The following is an 18,920-nucleotide window of genomic DNA, read 5'->3' as shown; positions in this document are numbered from 1 at the left end:
ATGACTGCTTCTGGCGCAAAGCGACAATCTAGCTGGCTGGCGCGGATTGAAACCTTGGGCTTTTGGGAATGTGCTCGGGATAAGTCAGGAATCTGCATATCGACACTTTGAAAGTGAGGGCGTGTAACTCCCACTACCCGATCCCCAACGTCTCTTCAGAGCCAGCGTGCAGCCAGCAAGGATTCACAAAGCCAAATCCGCAAGAATCATTCAGGCCTTCGCTAGCCGCATTATTGTCAACATTTATAGGATTCGACGATGAATCCATGGCGATTGTCAACAATTCAAAGTATATGTTGCGCATTATTTGTGCCGCTATATTTCTATTGTTTTGAGCTGCCGATAATCTCTATTAGACTTGAATTTTCATCACGGTCTCATCGGCCCTAAGTATTAATTGGAGGCTATTCTGAACAAGGTGGTCGGCGTTTTGGGCAGGAAAGACGTGCTACCAAAAATTAACTGTGATCTTGAGAAGTGCGCGACGAAGCCCACTTTCGGTCATTTCGCGACCGTCGGCCACCAATGTCAACAATTACAATGACCTGAAACATGTGTCGAGCAGCATGAGGCGCTGCGGATGGGCGACGAAATACCAAAAATCTAACCGAACACTGATCACCCGACAAGCGCCGGCATCGCCCCCTCAACGATAGACATGGTGCAAGGCTGCAGTGACGACGACGCCGGAAGGGAACAGGGATGAAGCGATCTCGCCGTAAGAAACGCCTCTGGAGGCGGAATCTGTCAGACTAATCCGCGTTTATGCGTTCACAGTCCGCGTTATATGGTAGCCAGTCCGCACTTATGTGGCGACGTAGAAAAAATGGCGCACCCGACAGGATTCGAACCTGTGACCTTTGGAATCGGAATCCAACACTCTATCCAGCTGAGCTACGGGTGCATCCGCGACGGTTTGAGGCCGTCGAAGCAAGCTGTGACCGGTTCATAGCCTAGGTCGTGCCGCGCATCAATGGTGAAAGCGTCCCGGCGGCAGGAAAATCCTGTTCATTGAAAATGGTACGGCTCGCAATCGCTGCCAGAGCGGAGGGAAGGGAACAACGGGCAAGGGACGGGCGAAAAAATGCCGCGCTTTGGAGGCGCGGCATTGTTCTTTCAGGCACAGAATTGCCTAGGCCGTCTGCATCGCACCGGGGCCGGGGATGGCCTTCGGTGGGACCTTGCCGAGGATGATCATCCCCAACACTTCGTCCTTGGTGACATCCTCGGTGCGGGCATGACCGACCACCTGGCCGTTCTTCATCACCGAAACGCGGTCGGCGAGATCGAAGACGTCGTGGATATCGTGGCTGATCAGGAAGATCCCGATGCCTTCGCGCTTCAGCTGCTTGATCAGTTCGCCAACCTGCGCCGTTTCCTGCGGCCCGAGTGCCGCGGTCGGCTCGTCCATGATCAGGATGCGGGCGTCGAACAGGATGGCGCGGGCGATCGCCACCGATTGGCGTTGGCCGCCGGACAGTGCCTTCACCGGTTCCTTGAAGCGGCGGAAGTTCGGGTTGAGCCGCCCCATCACTTCACGGGCCTTGGCTTCCATCGCGACATCGTCGAGCGTGCCCCAGGGGGTGCGCAGCTCACGGCCGAGATAGAGGTTGGCGGCCGCATCGACATTATCGGCGACTGCGAGCGTCTGGTAGATCGTCTCGATGCCGTAACCCTTGGCGTCACGGGGATTGTTGATCTGCACCGGATCGCCATTGATCAGGATTTCGCCGGCGTCACGCTTGTAGGCGCCTGACAGAATCTTGATCAGGGTCGACTTGCCGGCGCCGTTATGGCCGAGCAGAGCCACGACTTCGCCCGGATAGAGATCGACCGAGGCGTTGTCGACGGCGTGGATGCCGCCGAAAGAGATGGAAATGTTCTTCATTTCCACCAGCGGAGTGCGTTGTTCCGTCATTGTCGTACTCCTTTACTTGGCCCGGCCGCGATAAACGGTATCCAGCCAGACGGCCATGACCAGCACGATGCCGATGACGATGCTTTGCAGTGGCGTATCGATGCGCAACAACACCATGCCGGACTGCAGGGATTGCATGACGATCGCACCGAGAACTGCGCCTGAGATCGTGCCCATGCCGCCGGCAAGCGACGTACCGCCGATGACTGCAGCAGCGATCGTATAGAGTTCGTCGAGCGTGCCTTGCGCATTGGTTGCTGCGTTCAGGCGGGCCGTCGAAATGGCGGCTGCGATGGCGCAGAGTGCGCCCATCAGCGCGAAGATGCGCACCGTCACCCAGCGGGTCTTGATGCCCGCGAGTTCGGCTGCTTCAGGGTTGCCGCCGATCGCAAAGACATAGCGGCCAAAGCGGGTGCGGGTGGTAAGAAAGCTCATGGCGATGGCGATGCCGACGGCCATCAGCACCGGGATGGCGATACCGAGCGGGATCTGCAAGCCGCCTTCAGGCCAGGGGATGTTGTTGGCCTCGGCATATTTCTTGGCGAGATTGACCGGCATGTAATAGCTGTTCAGCACCCAGACGGCGGCCAGCACCATGACGCAACCGACCGTGGAGAGGAAATACTCCGCCCACATCGGCCGCAACGGAAAGCCGAAGCGCTTGCGCTGCTTGCGCGAGTTGATGATCGAGGCGACGATGATGACGCAGGCGATGACGCCGACGACCCAGCTGGCCGTGGCACCGATCGACCCCTCCGCGCCGCCGCCCATCAGGCGGAAGGTCGAATCCATCGGCGCAACGGTGGCGCCGGAGATGACGAGGAAGGCCGCAGCCCGCCAGATCAGCAGGCCGCCCAGCGTGACGATGAAAGCGGGAACGTTGAGAAAGGCGATGATGATGCCCTGGAAGGCGCCGATGGCAGTTCCAAGCGCGATGCCGACTGTCAACGCTATGATCCAGGTGGCCGGGTGGTCGAAACCAATCAGCGGCGGCAGGATCTTGGCTTGGGTGATCGCCATGATCATGCCGACGAAGCCGAGGATCGAGCCGACCGACAGGTCGATATTGCGGGTGACGATGACGAGCACCATGCCGGTTGCCATGACCGAGACCGATGCAGCCTGGACCGTCAGGTTCCACAGGTTGCGTGGCGTCAGGAAAAGCCCGTCGGTAAAAAATTGAAAGCCGAGCCAGATGCACATCAGCGCTGCGATCATTCCCAGAAGCCGGGTGTCGATCTCGGTCGCCTGCAGGAAGCGCTGCAAGGCGTTCCCCTGTGTCTGGCGCACGCTGCTGGAAGGCGTGGCAATGGTGGTGTTTGCCATTTCCTGATTACTCCCCCTTTATTCTTGTCTAAAGTACCGTACATCGGAGAAGCGCCGCAACGTGATCGCTGCGGCGCTGGTAACGGGACTTTATCTGCCCATGTTCAGGATCGGATCAGTTGCAGACTGCAACGGTTCCGGCCTTGACGCCCTGGCAGGTTTCTTCCTTGGAAATCCAGCCGGCGTCGATGACGACGTTCAGATTGTCCTTGGTGATCGGCTGCGGTGCGATGAAGAACGACTGCATTTCGACGCCCTTCGGTCCGCCGGCAAACTTGACAGTGCCGGGGATCGCATCCATGGCGGTGCCGCTGGCAAGCGCCACAGCGATTTCGCCGGCCTTCTTGCCGAGTTCGCGGCTATCTTTCCAGACGGATACGGTCTGGGTGCCAAGTGCGACGCGGTTCAAGGCGGCCTTGTCGCCGTCCTGGCCTGAAACCGGAACAGAACCTGCCAGGCCCTGGGCTTCGAGCGCTGCGACAACGCCGCCGGCCATGCCGTCGTTCGAGGAGACGACACCGTCAACCTTGTTGTCGTTGGCGGTCAGGAACTGCTCCATGTTCTTCTGCGCAACTTCCGGCTTCCAGCCGTCCGTATAGGCTTCGCCGACATTCTTGATCTTGCCGGCGTCCATGGCGGCCTTCAGCACTTCCAACTGCCCGGAGAACAGGAAGTCAGCGTTCGGGTCCGTTGATGCGCCCTTGATGAAAACGTAGTTGCCTTCCGGCTTGACCTTGAACACTTCGGCAGCCTGCATGCGGCCGACTTCCTTGTTGTCGAAGGTGATGTAGTAGGCAGCCGGATTTTCGATCAGGCGGTCGTAGCCGACGACCGGAATACCTTCAGCGGCGGCCTTTTCGATGGCCGGGCCGATGGCTTCCGAATCCTGCGCCAGAACGATGATGGCGTTGGCGCCCTGTGCGATTAGCGACTCGATGTCGGTCAATTGCTTGGCGGCGGATGCCTGGGCGTCAGCGGAAATGTACTTGTCGCCGGAGGCTTCGAGGGCTGCCTTGATGGCGGCTTCGTCGGTCTTCCAGCGTTCTTCCTGGAAGTTCGACCAGGAAACGCCAACGACCAGATCCTTGGCCATGGCTGCAGTGTGCAGAGATACGATGATGGCAGCGCCTGCCATCAGTGTCAAAACTGATTTCATGAAGTCCTCCCAAGTGACCGCTGGCCGTCCGCGCGAACCTCCCGCACGGCCCCCGGCCAGCAAATTTGCCTGTCGCCAGCTCCAAAAGAGTTTTTTCTCGACAGTCGAGAAAATAGATGTCAGAGTTTTTCGGGGCTGTCAACAATGCTTTGAACAAGGCCGTTTGACATCGGGCAGATGCTTTGGGAGGAGCATGTGTTTGTGGGATTCGTGAGCAACAGGGATGCGCAATGCTGAGTAAATCGAGCACCGAACTGGTGCGTCAGCAAAACAGCGCGCTCGTGCTTGCAACGCTGCGGCGTCTGGGGCCGCTCTCCCATACCGACATATCCGAACATACGGGGCTGGCCTCTGCAACCGTTTCTGCGATCACCGCCGAACTGGAGCGGGCAGGGGTCATTGAGAAGGCGGAACAGCAGGCGCCTTCGGGACGCGGCCGGCCGCGGGTGCTGTTTGCGCAGCGCCGCGACAGCGGCTTTCTGATTGCCGTGCGAATCTCCTCGGATGTCGTGCAATATTCGCTGGTCGATTATTCCGGGCGGCTGATCGACCGTTTCGAGGAGCTGCGCAATCACAAGGCCGTGGGCACGCAATCTTTTGCCGAGGGGTTCCTCGATGCGCTGGCCCGCCTTATTCACCGGTCGCAACTGGACAAGGCGCAGATCCTTGCCGTCTCGATCAGCAGCAAGGGCACGGTCGATGCGGATGGCAAGCGGCTGTTGTGGTCGCCGGTCTTTGGTGGCGAGCAGATCGATTTCGTATCGTTGCTGCAGCCGGACTGGCGCGCCAAGGTCACCCTGAACAACGAGACGCTTCTGGTGGCGCAGGCCTTGGGAATGAAGGCGGATGCGAGCGAGGCCGGGTCTTTTCGCGTGCTTGCCGCCTTGTCGCTTGGCCACAGCATCGGGCTTGGCGTTGCCCGCAAGGATAGGTTTGGCGAGCTGGAGGTGACGGCACCCAATTTCGGCCATATGCTGCATGCCACCAATGGCTGCCTGTGCCGTTGCGGCTCCTTCGGCTGCATCGAGGCGTCGGCGGGGTTCTATGGGATTTTGCGTACAGCCTTTGAAGTGCCGCCCGATACGATCCCGGCCAAGTTCGTGCCTCTGGCGGAAATGGACAAAATCGCCGCAAGCGCGCGCCAGGGAAACCGCATGGCGGGTTATGCTTTCCGGCAGGCCGGCATTGCGCTCGGCAATGGTCTGTCCCGGCTGCTCAGCCTCTACGACCGCATGCCGATCCACATCACCGGGCCGGGAACGCGTTACTTCGATCTTCTGCAGCGTGGCATCGACGAGGGGCTTGAGCAGTCGCATGAGGTTCGGCTGCAGGGCAAACCGGAAATTTCGGTGATCTTCGATGAGCAGCGGCTGGTTTTCGATGGGCATCTGGATCGGGCCTTGACCGACATGGATCACGATATCGCCGCCTTCAGGCCGCTGCCGTCGTCGATAGAGCAGTCTTGATACAAGAATGGCCGGGCGAACCCGGCCTTTCTGACTTCGGTTTATCGATCAGGCGCCGACGCGGATCTGACGCTTTTCCGTGACCGACTTGACGGCGGCGTCGGCCAAGGCCAAAGCTGCGAGACCGTCAGCACCGGAAGGCGTGATCTTCGTGCCCTTTTCGATCGCCGAGATGAAGCCGGCGATTTCGTTGGCATAGGCTTCGGTGTAGCGCGTCATGAAGAAATCATGCAGCGGCGGGCGGGTATAGCCGTCGCCGTTGGCGATCTCGATCGAGACGGCGCGCTGATTTTCGGCAGAGACGACGCCCTTCGAGCCGTGCACTTCGATGCGCTGGTCGTAGCCATAGGTGGCGCGGCGCGAGTTGGAGATGATCGCCTGCTTGCCGGATGCGGTTTCAAGAATGACCGAAACGCTGTCATAATCGCCGGCCTTGCCGATTTCCGGATCGACGAGCACGGCCGCATGGGCGGTGACGGCGACCGGCTCTTCGCCGAGCAGGAAGCGGGCCATGTCGAAATCATGGATGGTCATGTCGCGGAAGATGCCGCCGGAACGCTTGATGTAATCGACCGGCGGGGCGCCGGGATCACGCGAAATGATCGTCACCATTTCGACGTCGCCGATCTTGCCGTCGTCGATCGCCTTGCGCACGGCCATGAAGTGCGGATCGAAGCGGCGGTTGAAGCCGACCATCAGCTTGCCCTTGGTCTCTTCGACAACTTTCATGCATTCACGCACCCGGCCGACGTCAAGATCGATCGGCTTTTCGCAGAAGATCGCCTTGCCGGCACGGGCGAAACGCTCGATCAGGTCGGCATGGGTGTCTGTCGGGGTGCAGATGACGACGGCATCGATATCCGCCGATTTTTCGATTTCCTCGATCGTGCGGACCGCGCAGCCATACTGCTTGGCGATCGCGTTGGCGGCCTCGGGAAAGGCATCGGCAACAGCGATCAGGACGGCGTCCGGATTGCCGCTGACGGCTTTAGCGTGGACCTTGCCGATACGGCCGGCACCGAGAAGACCAAATCTGACGGTCATGTTCATCTCTTTTTGACGAGCGGCAAAGCGCCGCGAAGGGACGGGGTGATGACGCTCACTCCGGACAGGCGTTGCGGAAGACAGGTCCGCGCTGATGCTTTCAAGGTTGTTTCAGGCGTCGGCCGGCCCTGTATTGCGGGCAGGGGCAATCTCTCTCCCTGTTCTTTTCCACTCCGGCGCGCATACCGTATATCTCCTCCGGCACGAGCGAAAATCAGAATGAAAACGTAACGAACATTATTTTCGGAATTTTTATTCCATTTACGCCGTCGCCGTCAAGCTGTTAAACCGTCCGGCCCCTTGCGGCAAATGTCCTTTTGGCCATAAAGCTGTGACGTTGTGATGTAAGGCCTTCAAGGCCGGAAAATTTCCAAGGACAGTTTGCATGATGAAGTTCATCGATCCGGATCACCCGTTCTACAAGCCGCTTTGGGTCCGGCTGTTGATCGTGGCGCTCTGCTGTGTCTGGACGGCTGTCGAGTTCTGGAACGGTGCGAATACCTGGGGGATGATCTTTCTTGCTGTATCTGCCTATACGGCCTGCGTGTTGATCATCTTTTTCAAGCCGAAGGCCGAGGTTGCCGAAGAGGCCAAGACCGACGACCCGGCCTGATCATCACCGCCGCTGCATCAACCGTAACCGCCGTTGCGCCTCGTCGATCAGCATGTTGGCGATCTTCATCCGGATCGTCGCGTTGGAGCGAAAGTCCGGGTGGTGCCGGTCAGGATGATTTTCGGCTGCAAAGCGCCGGCGCTTGTCGGTGAGTGTCTGCGGCGTTTCCATCTCGGTCAGCGCCAGGTCGGCGGCGATCTGCTCCGGGCGGATCCGGCCCAGATGGTCCGGCATGACGGGCTTGGGTACCGGTTTGGCAGGCGCCAGCATCTCGTCGCTGGCCGTGTCGAAATAGGCGCGCTGAACTGCGCCGCTATCTGCCATCCCGGATGCGGCAAGATTGCCGACGAAGCCGCCGTTGAGGCCGCGGATACTGGTATGCGCTGGCTGCTCGTCCTCAGCAGGCCCTTCCGCGTCTTCTTCCGTTTTCAGCCGTTCCAGAACGGACTGGAACACCGACATTCCGAACATGCGCGTCTTCCCGTTTTGCCGCCTTAGAGCATGGCAAGGTTTTGCGGGCCTGATCAGGCGGAACTTTGCTTGAGGATCAGATCATAAAGAAGCTTGGCGCTTGGCGGCAGGGCGCGACCGCGAGCGGTGATCAGGCTGTACGGCCTGATCTTGATGTCGAAATCGGTGGGCAGGACGCGAATTTCGCCTGCCTGGCTGCCGCTCCCGGCGATCAGCGTTGCCACGTCACGGGCGACGGGAGCGACGGCATTGGTGTGGCGGACGATGGAGACCGTGAGGATCGTCGATGAGGTGTTGATGATGGTTGAGGGCAGGGGCGTGCCGGCCGACAGGAAGCTGTCTTCAACGGCGCGCCGCAGTAGCGTTCCGGACGGCTGGAAAACCCAGTCGTAACCGGGTAGATCAGACGAGCTGATGATGCTCTTGTCGAGCAGCGGATGACCCGCACGGACAATCAGGCAGACGTCTTCCTCGCCGAGTTCGATCAGATTGAACTGCCGCGGATCCATGTCGTCCGGTATCCGGCCGATGACGAAGTCGTGCCGCGCGGCCAACAGTTCGCGCACGAGCACATTGCTGTTTTCGATCTGGATGTTGATTTCGATACCGGGATAGGCGGTCGAAACCTGGCGGATAGCGGGAACGGCGAGATTGAGGGCCGGGCCGGTGACAGAACCGAGCGACACCGAGCCGCCGCTGCCCGTTTTCAGTTCGTTGATCTCGCGGGTCGTTTCCCGCAGTTCCAGGAAGATCGTGCGGGCACGCCGCGCCAGCGCCCGGCCATACTGTGTCAGCTCGACGCCGCGGGCGACGCGGGCGCAGAGCGGCGCCTTGAGAATGGTCTCGATCTCACCCAGCATGCGCGATGCGGCTGGCTGTGAAATGCTCAGGGAATCGGCCGCTGCACTGATCTGCCCGTGCTCCTCAATGGCCAAAATCAGCTGAAGATGACTCATTTTTAAGCCTAAGCGAAAAATTCCGCGCTCCGAATAATCGACAGCTGTGGATGAGTGCGGCGCTGAATCGTCCATATTTTACCCACCTTCCGAGAAAAATGCCTTCGCATATGCAAAAAATCACACTGTTCCGCCACATTATACCAAAATTGCTATATGGATACACATATATTGCATTTGACAGTTATGATGTTTGATTCCAGTTTGCAGCCATGTGCGCCAGCGTGCTCGGGAGCGTGTAAGGCCTGGGAGGGCTTTCTTTCACCCCTTAAACCTCCGCCAAGAGATTTTCTGATCTCTCGGCTACGCGACGCGCTGCACATATCAAGGCCGGCTGATCGCCGCCTGGATCAACACTCAGGGAGAGATACATGAGATTAGTTACTTCGCTTCTCGCCGCCGCAGCGCTCAGCGTGGCGTCGTTCGTCGTTCCGGCGATCGCCCAAGACAAGGGCACTGTCGGTATCTCGATGCCGACCAAGACCTCGACCCGCTGGATTTCGGACGGCGAGACCATGGAAAAGCTGTTCAAGGAAGCCGGCTATACCCCGGACCTGCAGTTTGCTGACGACGACATCCCGAACCAGCTGGCCCAGATCGAGAACATGGTCACCAAGGGTGCCAAGGTTCTCATCATCGGCGCCATCGACGGCACGACGCTCTCCGACATCCTGGCAAAGGCTCATGAAGCCGGCGTCAAGGTCATCGCTTATGACCGTCTGATCCGCGATTCCGGCAATGTCGACTACTACGCAACGTTCGACAACTTCCAGGTCGGCGTTCTGCAGGCAACCACGCTGGTTCAGGGTCTCAAGCTCGACGGCGCGACCGAGCCGAAGAACGTTGAACTGTTCGGCGGTTCGCCGGACGATAACAACGCCTTCTTCTTCTACGATGGCGCAATGTCGGTTCTGCAGCCGCTGATCGACGCCAAGAAGATCGTCGTCAAGTCCGGCCAGACAGGCATGGAAAAGGTCGGCACGCTGCGTTGGGACGGTGCTGTTGCACAGGCCCGCATGGAAAACCTGCTTTCCTCGACCTACACCGATGCCAAGGTTGACGGCGTTCTGTCGCCTTACGATGGTCTCTCCATCGGCATCATCTCGGCTCTGAAGGGCGTTGGCTACGGTTCCGGCGACATGCCGATGCCGATCGTTACCGGTCAGGACGCTGAGCTTCCTTCGGTCAAGTCGATCCTCGCTGGCGAGCAGTATTCCTCGATCTTCAAGGATACCCGCGAGCTTGCCAAGGTTGCCGTCTCGATGACGGACGCCATCATTGGCGGCAAGGAGCCGGAAATCAACGACACGAAGACCTATGACAATGGCGTCAAGGTCATCCCGTCCTACCTCCTGAAGCCGGTTGCTGTTGACAAGTCGAACGTCAAGGACGTGCTGGTTGGCGCTGGTTACTACACGGAAGACCAGATCAACAACTGATCCCGTCTTCTCCATTCCGGGCCCGCATCACCTGCGGGCCCTTTTATCTTGATGAGAGACTTGTATTGTCATTGCGTCTGGCCTCATCATTCACGGACTGCCGCAGGATTACCTGAACATGGACAACATCATTCTCGAAATGCGGGGCATCACCAAGACGTTTCCGGGCGTCAAGGCCCTGGACAATGTCAATCTGAAGGTTCACGAGGGTGAAATTCACGCGCTGGTCGGCGAAAACGGAGCCGGCAAATCAACGCTGATGAAGGTTTTGAGCGGTGTCTATCCCGCTGGAACCTATGACGGCGAAATCCACTACGATCGCGAAGTTCGCAACTTCTCGACCATCTCGGACAGCGAGCATCTCGGCATCATCATCATTCACCAGGAGCTGGCGCTTGTGCCGCTTCTGTCGATTGCCGAAAACATCTTCCTTGGCAACGAAATCGCCACCAACGGCGTCATCGACTGGAAGCAGACATTTGCCCGCACGCAAGGCCTTCTTGAAAAGGTTGGTCTCAAGGAGCCACCGTCGGCCCGGATCACCGATATCGGCGTCGGCAAGCAGCAGCTCGTCGAAATCGCCAAGGCACTTTCCAAGAAGGTCCGGCTGCTGATCCTCGACGAGCCAACAGCGTCGCTCAATGAAACGGATTCCGATGCGCTCTTGAAGCTGCTGATGGAATTCCGCAAGCAGGGCATGACCTCGATCATCATTTCGCACAAGCTGAACGAGATCAAGAAGGTCGCCGACAAGATCACCATCCTGCGCGATGGCGGCACGGTGGAAACACTGAACTGTCACAACGAAGATATCAGCGAAGACCGCATCATCAAGGGCATGGTCGGCCGCGACATGGAAGACCGCTACCCGCCGCGCGAGCCGAAGATCGGCGAAACGTTGATGGAAGTGAAAAACTGGAATGTCTTCCATCAGCAGCACCGCGACCGCCAGTTCCTGCATGATATCAATTTCAATGTCCGCGCCGGCGAAGTCGTCGGCATTGCCGGCCTCATGGGAGCCGGCCGTACCGAAACCGCGATGAGCATTTTCGGAAAGTCCTGGGGTCACAAGATCACCGGCGAAGTGCATATGCATGGCAAGCTTGTTGATGTCAGCACCATCCCGCGTGCCATCGAAGCCGGCCTTGCCTATGTTACCGAAGACCGCAAACAGCTCGGCCTGGTGCTCAACAACAACATCATGCACAACACGACGCTCGCCAATCTGGGCGCTGTCGCAAGCAGCGGCGTGATCGACGATCACATGGAGCGCAAGGTCGCGACCGACTACCGGACGAAACTGCGCATCCGCTCCCATTCGATCTATCAGGAGACCGTCAATCTGTCGGGTGGCAACCAGCAGAAGGTCGTTCTATCCAAGTGGTTGTTTACCACGCCTGAAGTGCTGATCCTCGACGAGCCGACACGCGGCATCGATGTCGGGGCGAAGTATGAAATCTATACCATCATCAATCAGCTTGCCGCAGAAGGGAAGGGTATCCTGATGATCTCATCGGAAATGCCCGAACTTCTCGGAACCTGCGACCGCATCTACGTGATGAACGAAGGACGCATCGTCGCCGAGCTTTCGAAAGCAGAAGCAAGCCAGGAATCCATTATGCGCGCCATCATGCGCTCCGGGGAGAAACACTAATGGTCGCCGAAACCAGCGCTCCGAAAACCACACCCTCCATCGGGGAATATCTCAAGAACAATATCCGCGAATACGGCCTGCTCGTCGCGCTCGTGGTTATCATGCTGTTCTTCCAGTATCTGACGGATGGCGTCCTCTTCCGTCCGGTCAACCTGACCAACCTGATCCTGCAGAACTCCTTCATCGTCATCATGGCGCTGGGCATGCTTCTGATTATCGTTGCCGGACATATCGATCTGTCCGTCGGATCGATCGTGGCGTTCACCGGCGGCCTGTCGGCAATTATGCTGGTGAAATGGGGAATCCATTACTCGATCGTGGTGCCGCTCTGCCTGATCTTGGGTGGTCTCGTCGGTGCCGCTCAAGGGTATTGGGTCGCCTACCAGAAAATTCCGGCCTTCATCGTGACGCTGGCCGGTATGCTCGTGTTCCGCGGCCTGACCTATCTCATTCTCCAGAACCGCCCGATTGGTCCGTTCCCGAAGGACTTCCAGTCGCTGTCGACCGGCTTCGTTCCTGATTTCCTGTATTTCCTCAATCCGGCGCCGGACACGATCGTCAATTTCTTCTCGCTTGTCGTCGTCGTTGCCCTGGTAGCCCTGGCCATCTACTACGGTCTTCGCGACCGCCGCACCAATGAGAAACACGGCACGGAAAACGAGCCTTTCGCGTTCTTTGCCGGCCAGATGTTCATCATTGCTGCTGTCGCAATTTTCCTTGGCTACCAGCTCTCGACCTACAAGGGTTTCCCAAACGTTCTGGTCGTCATGGCTCTGCTGATCGCGCTCTACACGTTCGTCACCACACGTTCGACGATCGGCCGCCGCATTTATGCGATGGGCGGTAATGAGAAGGCCGCAAAGCTCTCCGGTATCAATACCGAGCGCCTGACCTTCTACACCTTCGTCAATATGGGCGTGCTTGCCGCTCTTGCCGGCATGATCATCGCGGCCCGCCTGAATTCGGCAACGCCGAAGGCCGGTGTCGGCTTCGAACTCGACGTCATCGCGGCCTGCTTCATCGGTGGTGCGTCCGCTTCGGGCGGCGTTGGCAAGATCACCGGCGCTGTCATTGGTGCTCTGATCATGGGCGTCATGAACAACGGCATGTCGATCATGGGCCTCGGCATCGATTACCAGCAACTGGTCAAGGGCCTTGTGCTTCTCGCTGCCGTGTTCTTCGACGTCTACAACAAGAACAAGGGCTGACCGGGTCCGGTCTGTCCTGCGCGCCGGGCCTTGTCCGGCGCAAACTGGTGCCGGGGCGCGTTTCGTGCTGACATTTGGCGAGATGCTCCGGCCCACGCATCATAACGAGAACGGCGGCGTTGCCGCCACCAACGGGAGCATATGCCATGTCTCCCAATGGGTTGTTGTTGCCGAAAGCTCGCGGCTTGACGCTGAAAAGACAGCCCGGATCGAGAAAAGGATAGTGCTGTGCTGATTTCCCAGGTGAAGAACAATGATGGCTCGATCACGGTCGCCGTTCGCGACGCGGGGCAGGCCGCGCGTGCGGTCAAGAACGCATCCAGTGTCTACGGACTGGCGATGGAAGCGGCCAATTCCGGCAAGAGCCTGAAGGCTGTCGTCGAGGCACATGGACTTGGCGACGAAGTCGATCTTCAGGACGCTTATGCCAAGGGCAATTTCCTGCCGCCGATCACGCATCCGGACGATGCCCACCTGCACCTGACCGGCACGGGCCTTACCCATCTTGGCTCTGCCTCGACGCGCGATGCGATGCACGCGGCTGTGTCCAAGGTGGAAGAGGGCGCCACCGACACGATGAGAATGTTCAAGATGGGCCTGGAAGGCGGCAAGCCGAAGCCGGGCGAAAAGGGCGTTCAGCCCGAATGGTTCTACAAGGGCAATGGCTCGCAGACCGTGGCCCCTGGCGGCGACCTCGTTTCGCCATCGTTTGCGCAGGATGGCGGCGAAGAGCCGGAAATGGCAGGCATCTATGTGATCTCCGACAAGGGCGCGCCATTCCGCATCGGTTTTGCGGTCGCCAACGAATTCTCCGATCACGTGACCGAGCGCGTCAACTATCTCTATCTTGCTCATTCGAAGTTGCGGCCTGCAAGCTTCGGTCCGGAAATCCGGGTGGGCGAAGCGCCGAGCGATATCCGTGGGACCTCGCGCATCATCCGCGATGGCGCCGTGTTCTGGGAAAAGCCGTTCCTGTCCGGCGAAGCCAACATGTCCCATACGTTTGCCAACCTCGAATATCACCACTTCAAGTACGGTATCTTCCGTGCGCCGGGCGATGTGCATGTCCATATGTTCGGGACTGCGACGCTATCCTTCGGTGATGGCATCAAGACCGAGGCAGGCGATATCTTCGAAATCGAGGCGTCCGAGTTCGGCCTGCCGCTGCGCAACACGCTGGCGATTGCTGGCGAAGACGAGGTCACGATCGGCCAGCTCTGATTTCCGTGCATTTGACTGCGGGCGTCTATCCCAGGGCGCTCGCTGAACCAAAGGAGGCTTCGAGCCCATGACACTTCATCACAACCTGATCGCTGGCGAATGGGTCGGCAGCAATGGCGTCGAGAACATCAACCCGTCGAACACCAACGAGATTGTCGGCCTCTATGCCACCGCCAGCGCCGACGATGCCAAGACCGCGATCGCCGCTGCCAAGGCCGCATTTCCGGCCTGGTCGCGCTCGGGCATCCTTGAACGTCACGCGATCCTGAAGAAGACGGCCGACGAAATCCTCGCCCGCAAGGAAGAGCTTGGCAACCTGCTCGCTCGCGAAGAGGGCAAGACGCTTCCCGAAGCGATCGGCGAAACCATCCGTTCGGCACAGATCTTCGATTTCTTTGCTGGTGAGGCGCTGCGCCTGGCCGGTGAGGTTCTGCCATCGGTTCGTCCGAACATCGGCGTCGAGATCACCCGCGAGCCGATCGGCGTCATCGGCATCATCACGCCGTGGAATTTCCCGATCGCTATTCCGGCCTGGAAGATCGCCCCGGCGCTCTGCCACGGCAACACCATCGTCTTCAAGCCGGCCGAACTGGTGCCGGGCTGCTCCTGGGCGATTGTCGATATTCTTCATCGCGCCGGTCTGCCGAAGGGCGTGCTCAACCTGGTGATGGGCAAGGGTTCTGTCGTTGGTCAGGCGATGCTCGACAGCCCGGATCTTGCCGGCATCACCTTTACCGGTTCGACCGGAACCGGCAAGCGGGTGGCTGCCGCCTCGATCGAGCATAACCGCAAGTTCCAGCTGGAAATGGGCGGCAAGAACCCGATGGTCGTGCTTGACGATGCCGACCTGACGGTCGCCGTCGAGGCTGCTGCCAATTCCGGCTTCTTCTCGACCGGCCAGCGTTGCACCGCCTCCTCACGCCTGATCGTCACTGAAGGCATTCATGACAGGTTCGTTGCGGCGCTTACCGAAAAGCTGAAGACGCTGGTGGTCGATGATGCGCTGAAGGCTGGCACCCATATCGGACCGGTGGTCGATGAGCGCCAGCTTGCCACCGATACCGACTATATCGCCATCGGCAAAAAGGAAGGCGCCAAGCTCGCCTTCGGCGGCGAGACGATCGAACGGGAAAATCCGGGCTTCTATCTGCAGCCGACGCTGTTTACCGAAGCCACCAACCAGATGCGCATCAGCCGCGAGGAAATCTTCGGCCCTGTCGCCTCGGTCATCCGTGTCAAGGATTACGAGGAAGCCTTGTCGGTCGCCAACGACACGCCGTTTGGCCTGTCGGCGGGTATCGCCACGACGAGCCTCAAGCATGCCACCCATTTCAAGCGCAATTCGGAAGCCGGCATGGTGATGGTCAACCTGCCGACGGCCGGTGTCGATTTCCACGTGCCGTTCGGCGGCCGCAAGGCCTCCTCCTTCGGCTCACGCGAGCAGGGCAAGTATGCAGCCGAGTTCTTCACTGTGGTGAAGACGGCCTACACGCTGGCATAACGCATTTTCGCCGGATCGGCTGTGTCGATCCGGCATGTCAAAGGACAAGGGTAATGTTCAAGAAAGCACAATGGCCGCGGCAGCTGCGTTCGCAGCATTGGTATGGCGGCACGAGCCGCGACGTCATCTACCATCGCGGCTGGATGAAGAACCAGGGATATCCGCACGACCTGTTCGACGGACGCCCGGTGATCGGCATCCTCAATACCTGGTCGGACATGACGCCGTGCAACGGCCATCTGCGTGAGCTGGCCGAAAAGGTGAAGGCCGGTATCTGGGAGGCGGGTGGCTTCCCGATGGAAGTACCGGTATTCTCGGCTTCGGAAAACACCTTCCGACCAACCGCGATGATGTACCGGAACCTTGCGGCTCTGGCGATCGAAGAGACGATCCGCGGCCAACCGATGGATGGTTGCGTGCTTCTGGTCGGTTGCGACAAGACCACCCCGTCGCTGATCATGGCAGCTGCCTCCGTCGATTTGCCTTCGATCGTCGTCACAGGCGGCCCGATGCTGAACGGCTATTTCCGCGGTGAGCGTGTCGGTTCCGGCACGCATCTGTGGAAGTTCTCCGAAATGGTCAAGGCCGGCGAGATGACGCAGGACGAATTCCTTGAGGCGGAAGCCTCGATGAGCCGCTCGTCAGGCACCTGCAACACCATGGGCACCGCGTCCACGATGGCCTCCATGGCCGAAGCACTCGGCATGGCGCTGTCCGGCAACGCCGCGATCCCGGGCGTCGACAGCCGCCGCAAGGTGATGGCGCAACTCACCGGCCGGCGCATCGTGCAGATGGTCAAGGACGACCTGAAACCATCAGATATCATGACCAAGCAGGCTTTTGAAAACGCCATCCGCACCAATGCGGCGATCGGCGGCTCGACCAATGCCGTCATTCATCTGCTTGCCATGGCTGGCCGCGTCGGCATCGACCTGACGCTGGACGACTGGGACCGTTGCGGCCGCGACGTGCCGACCATCGTCAACCTGATGCCATCGGGCAAATACCTGATGGAAGAATTCTTCTATGCCGGTGGTCTGCCTGTCGTCATCAAGCGCCTCGGTGAGGCGGGCCTGCTGCACAAGGATGCGCTGACCGTTTCGGGCGAAACCATGTGGGACGAAGTCAAGGATGTCGTCAACTGGAACGAAGACGTCATCCTGCCGGCCGAGAAGGCGCTGACGCAATCCGGCGGTATCGTCGTGGTGCGTGGCAATCTCGCTCCAAAGGGCGCGGTGTTGAAGCCGTCCGCCGCTTCGCCGCATCTGTTGACGCACCGTGGCCGCGCTGTCGTGTTCGAGGACATCGACGACTACAAGGCCAAGATCAACGATGACAATCTCGACATCGACGAGACCTGCATCATGGTCATGAAGAACTGTGGACCGAAGGGCTATCCCGGCATGGCCGAAGTCGGCAACATGGGTCTTCCGCCAAAGGTGCTGAAGAAGGGCATCACCGACATGGTGCGCATCTCCGATGCCCGCATGTCCGGCACCGCCTATGGCACGGTCGTGCTGCACACGTCGCCGGAAGCCGCTGTTGGCGGGCCGCTCGCCGTGGTCAAGAATGGCGACATGATCGAGCTCGACGTTCCCAACCGCCGCCTGCATCTCGACATTTCCGATGCGGAACTGGCCCAGCGTCTTTCTGCATGGAAACCGCAGCACGAGCTACCGACATCGGGCTATGCTTTCCTGCATCAGCAGCATGTCGAAGGGGCCGATACCGGCGCCGACCTCGACTTCCTCAAGGGATGTCGTGGTAGTGCTGTTGGCAAGGACAGCCACTAACCGCTGGGCAGCAATCAATAAAAAAGGCGGGGTGCAAACCTCGCCTTTTTTGTTTGCCCGCGCCAGATTACAGGCTGATCAAAGCAGTACCGCATACTGCGATGACAGCGCCGACCCACGCAGCTTTCGGTGGTGCGACCCCGGTTCTGGCCCATACCATAGGCAGGATCACGACGGGTGTCATCGAGGACAGCGTCGAGACAATACCGACATTGCCATTTGCAAGCGCCGCCATCAGCAATGACATGCCGAGACCCGTGCCGAAGAAGGCAGATCCAAGAGCCGTGACTTGTGTTTTGGCTGTCATCGGCGAACGGTCTCTCAGCTGTGCGATCGGCAGCAGGCTGGCGAGGAGAAAGACCAGTGCCGCAAAGCCGGCGCGGACCATCATGGCGGTAAACGGTTCGACACCTGCTGCCATCGCAGGACGGGCGCATAGGCTTCCGAGAGCCTGACCTATCGCCGTAATGACCCCGAGGCCGATGCCTAGCCATGGCGTTCCAGCCGATAATGCCGCCTTCGATCCTAACGGTAGGCCGATCGCCAGTGTGATGCCCAAAAGCACGAGAAGAACGCCGGCGCTCTGCTGCAGGCTGACCGTTTCGCCAAGCACGGCATAGCCGAGCAGAAGTGCGAAAGGAGACGCAAGCGAAAACAACAGGGCGGTTGTTCGCGCGCCGGCAATGTAGATCGCTGCGAAATAGGTCGTGGTCGCAATGACAATGCCAAAGCCGCTGGATAGTGCGAGGTATCCGATCTGCCATGGCTCCAGCGAGTGCCAGCCGCCAACGGCAAGCGACGCCGTACCTGTCATCAGGAATGACGCAACCATCTGCCACCGGGCCAGCCGGAAGACATTTACGCGCCCTTTCAGCTCACCAATGAGCATGCCGCTCATGGCAATGCAGGTTGCTGCGGCGAGTGCGAGGATTTCGGAGACATACATGAATGTTGCCTGGCTATGAATGTTTGCGGGGCATGCCACAGAGCCGTATAAATCCCCAGATAAATCGTGGTCTCTTGCCAGTAAAATTTCCCGTCCGGCTGCAAATGCATCATTTCAATGCACTTCTCTAAGGTATTATCGCCTGTGATTACTTTCCATTCACGCGGCTTTTCAGAAGCCGGAATGCGGTCGGAACGAAGGCGTGCCT

The 18,920-nt window shown here is 59.2% G+C and carries 15 protein-coding genes and 1 tRNA gene; 8 read left to right on the top strand and 8 right to left on the bottom strand.

Annotation, left to right across the window (positions count from 1 at the left end):
- Positions 1-827 precede the first annotated feature (827 nt).
- The 4 genes from ACSQ3J_RS15590 to xylF all read right to left on the bottom strand — a co-directional run bounded on the left by ACSQ3J_RS15590 (position 828) and on the right by xylF (position 4,400).
- Positions 828-904, bottom strand: a tRNA-Arg gene (locus tag ACSQ3J_RS15590).
- A 228-nt stretch (positions 905-1,132) separates the two neighbouring features.
- The gene (locus tag ACSQ3J_RS15585; protein ID WP_037098954.1) at positions 1,133-1,918 is read right to left on the bottom strand and encodes an ATP-binding cassette domain-containing protein; all 786 of its coding nucleotides are present in this window, start codon (positions 1,916-1,918) and stop codon (positions 1,133-1,135) included.
- 12 nt (positions 1,919-1,930) lie between these two features.
- Positions 1,931-3,244, bottom strand: coding sequence for a sugar ABC transporter permease (locus ACSQ3J_RS15580; protein ID WP_060505843.1), 1,314 nt, complete (start codon positions 3,242-3,244; stop codon positions 1,931-1,933).
- A 115-nt stretch (positions 3,245-3,359) separates the two neighbouring features.
- A complete protein-coding gene (gene xylF, locus ACSQ3J_RS15575; protein ID WP_060505842.1) occupies positions 3,360-4,400 on the bottom strand; it encodes a D-xylose ABC transporter substrate-binding protein in 1,041 nt (346 codons plus the stop codon).
- Positions 4,401-4,630: 230 nt separating this feature from the next.
- On the opposite strand from xylF, the gene ACSQ3J_RS15570 reads away from it, so the two are divergent.
- Positions 4,631-5,866, top strand: coding sequence for an ROK family transcriptional regulator (locus ACSQ3J_RS15570; RefSeq protein ID WP_060505841.1), 1,236 nt, complete (start codon positions 4,631-4,633; stop codon positions 5,864-5,866).
- A gap of 48 nt (positions 5,867-5,914) precedes the next feature.
- Here the strand turns inward: ACSQ3J_RS15570 and iolG are convergent, their stop codons facing one another.
- Positions 5,915-6,910, bottom strand: a complete 996-nt coding sequence (iolG, locus tag ACSQ3J_RS15565; protein ID WP_060506069.1) for an inositol 2-dehydrogenase — start codon at positions 6,908-6,910, stop codon at positions 5,915-5,917.
- A 385-nt stretch (positions 6,911-7,295) separates the two neighbouring features.
- Here iolG and ACSQ3J_RS15560 point away from each other — a divergent pair, with 385 nt between their 5' ends.
- Positions 7,296-7,523 (top strand): hypothetical protein, encoded by a 228-nt coding sequence (locus ACSQ3J_RS15560; RefSeq protein ID WP_082512264.1) that lies wholly within the window; start codon positions 7,296-7,298, stop codon positions 7,521-7,523.
- Between the two features lie 3 nt (positions 7,524-7,526).
- Here the strand turns inward: ACSQ3J_RS15560 and ACSQ3J_RS15555 are convergent, their stop codons facing one another.
- Positions 7,527-7,994 (bottom strand): hypothetical protein, encoded by a 468-nt coding sequence (locus tag ACSQ3J_RS15555; RefSeq protein WP_060505840.1) that lies wholly within the window; start codon positions 7,992-7,994, stop codon positions 7,527-7,529.
- Positions 7,995-8,047: 53 nt separating this feature from the next.
- Positions 8,048-9,025 carry a LysR family transcriptional regulator gene (locus ACSQ3J_RS15550; RefSeq protein WP_060511738.1) on the bottom strand — a complete coding sequence of 326 codons (978 nt, stop codon included), beginning with the start codon at positions 9,023-9,025 and terminating at the stop codon, positions 8,048-8,050.
- A gap of 296 nt (positions 9,026-9,321) precedes the next feature.
- Between ACSQ3J_RS15550 and chvE the strand changes: the two genes are divergently transcribed.
- From chvE to araD, 6 genes are all read left to right on the top strand, one after another.
- Positions 9,322-10,389, top strand: coding sequence for a multiple monosaccharide ABC transporter substrate-binding protein (gene chvE, locus ACSQ3J_RS15545; RefSeq protein ID WP_060505838.1), 1,068 nt, complete (start codon positions 9,322-9,324; stop codon positions 10,387-10,389).
- Positions 10,390-10,507: 118 nt separating this feature from the next.
- The gene (mmsA, locus tag ACSQ3J_RS15540) at positions 10,508-12,043 is read left to right on the top strand and encodes a multiple monosaccharide ABC transporter ATP-binding protein (protein ID WP_060505837.1); all 1,536 of its coding nucleotides are present in this window, start codon (positions 10,508-10,510) and stop codon (positions 12,041-12,043) included.
- Positions 12,043-13,251, top strand: a complete 1,209-nt coding sequence (gene mmsB / locus ACSQ3J_RS15535; protein ID WP_060505836.1) for a multiple monosaccharide ABC transporter permease — start codon at positions 12,043-12,045, stop codon at positions 13,249-13,251. Before mmsA ends, mmsB begins: the two co-directional genes overlap by 1 nt.
- 228 nt (positions 13,252-13,479) lie before the next feature.
- Positions 13,480-14,472: an AraD1 family protein gene (araD1, locus tag ACSQ3J_RS15530; protein WP_060505835.1), complete on the top strand. Its 993-nt coding sequence runs from the start codon at positions 13,480-13,482 to the stop codon at positions 14,470-14,472.
- Between the two features lie 67 nt (positions 14,473-14,539).
- The gene (locus tag ACSQ3J_RS15525) at positions 14,540-15,973 is read left to right on the top strand and encodes an aldehyde dehydrogenase family protein (RefSeq protein WP_436039501.1); all 1,434 of its coding nucleotides are present in this window, start codon (positions 14,540-14,542) and stop codon (positions 15,971-15,973) included.
- Positions 15,974-16,026: 53 nt separating this feature from the next.
- The gene (araD, locus tag ACSQ3J_RS15520; protein WP_060505834.1) at positions 16,027-17,766 is read left to right on the top strand and encodes an L-arabinonate dehydratase; all 1,740 of its coding nucleotides are present in this window, start codon (positions 16,027-16,029) and stop codon (positions 17,764-17,766) included.
- Between the two features lie 67 nt (positions 17,767-17,833).
- On the opposite strand, the gene ACSQ3J_RS15515 is transcribed toward araD, so the two are convergent.
- Positions 17,834-18,712 carry a DMT family transporter gene (locus ACSQ3J_RS15515; protein WP_060505833.1) on the bottom strand — a complete coding sequence of 293 codons (879 nt, stop codon included), beginning with the start codon at positions 18,710-18,712 and terminating at the stop codon, positions 17,834-17,836.
- Positions 18,713-18,920 lie beyond the last annotated feature (208 nt).

The organism is Rhizobium sp. LjRoot98, from assembly GCF_964252935.1.
Classification (GTDB): domain Bacteria; phylum Pseudomonadota; class Alphaproteobacteria; order Rhizobiales; family Rhizobiaceae; genus Pararhizobium.
This window is presented reverse-complemented; position numbering and strand designations above follow the sequence as displayed.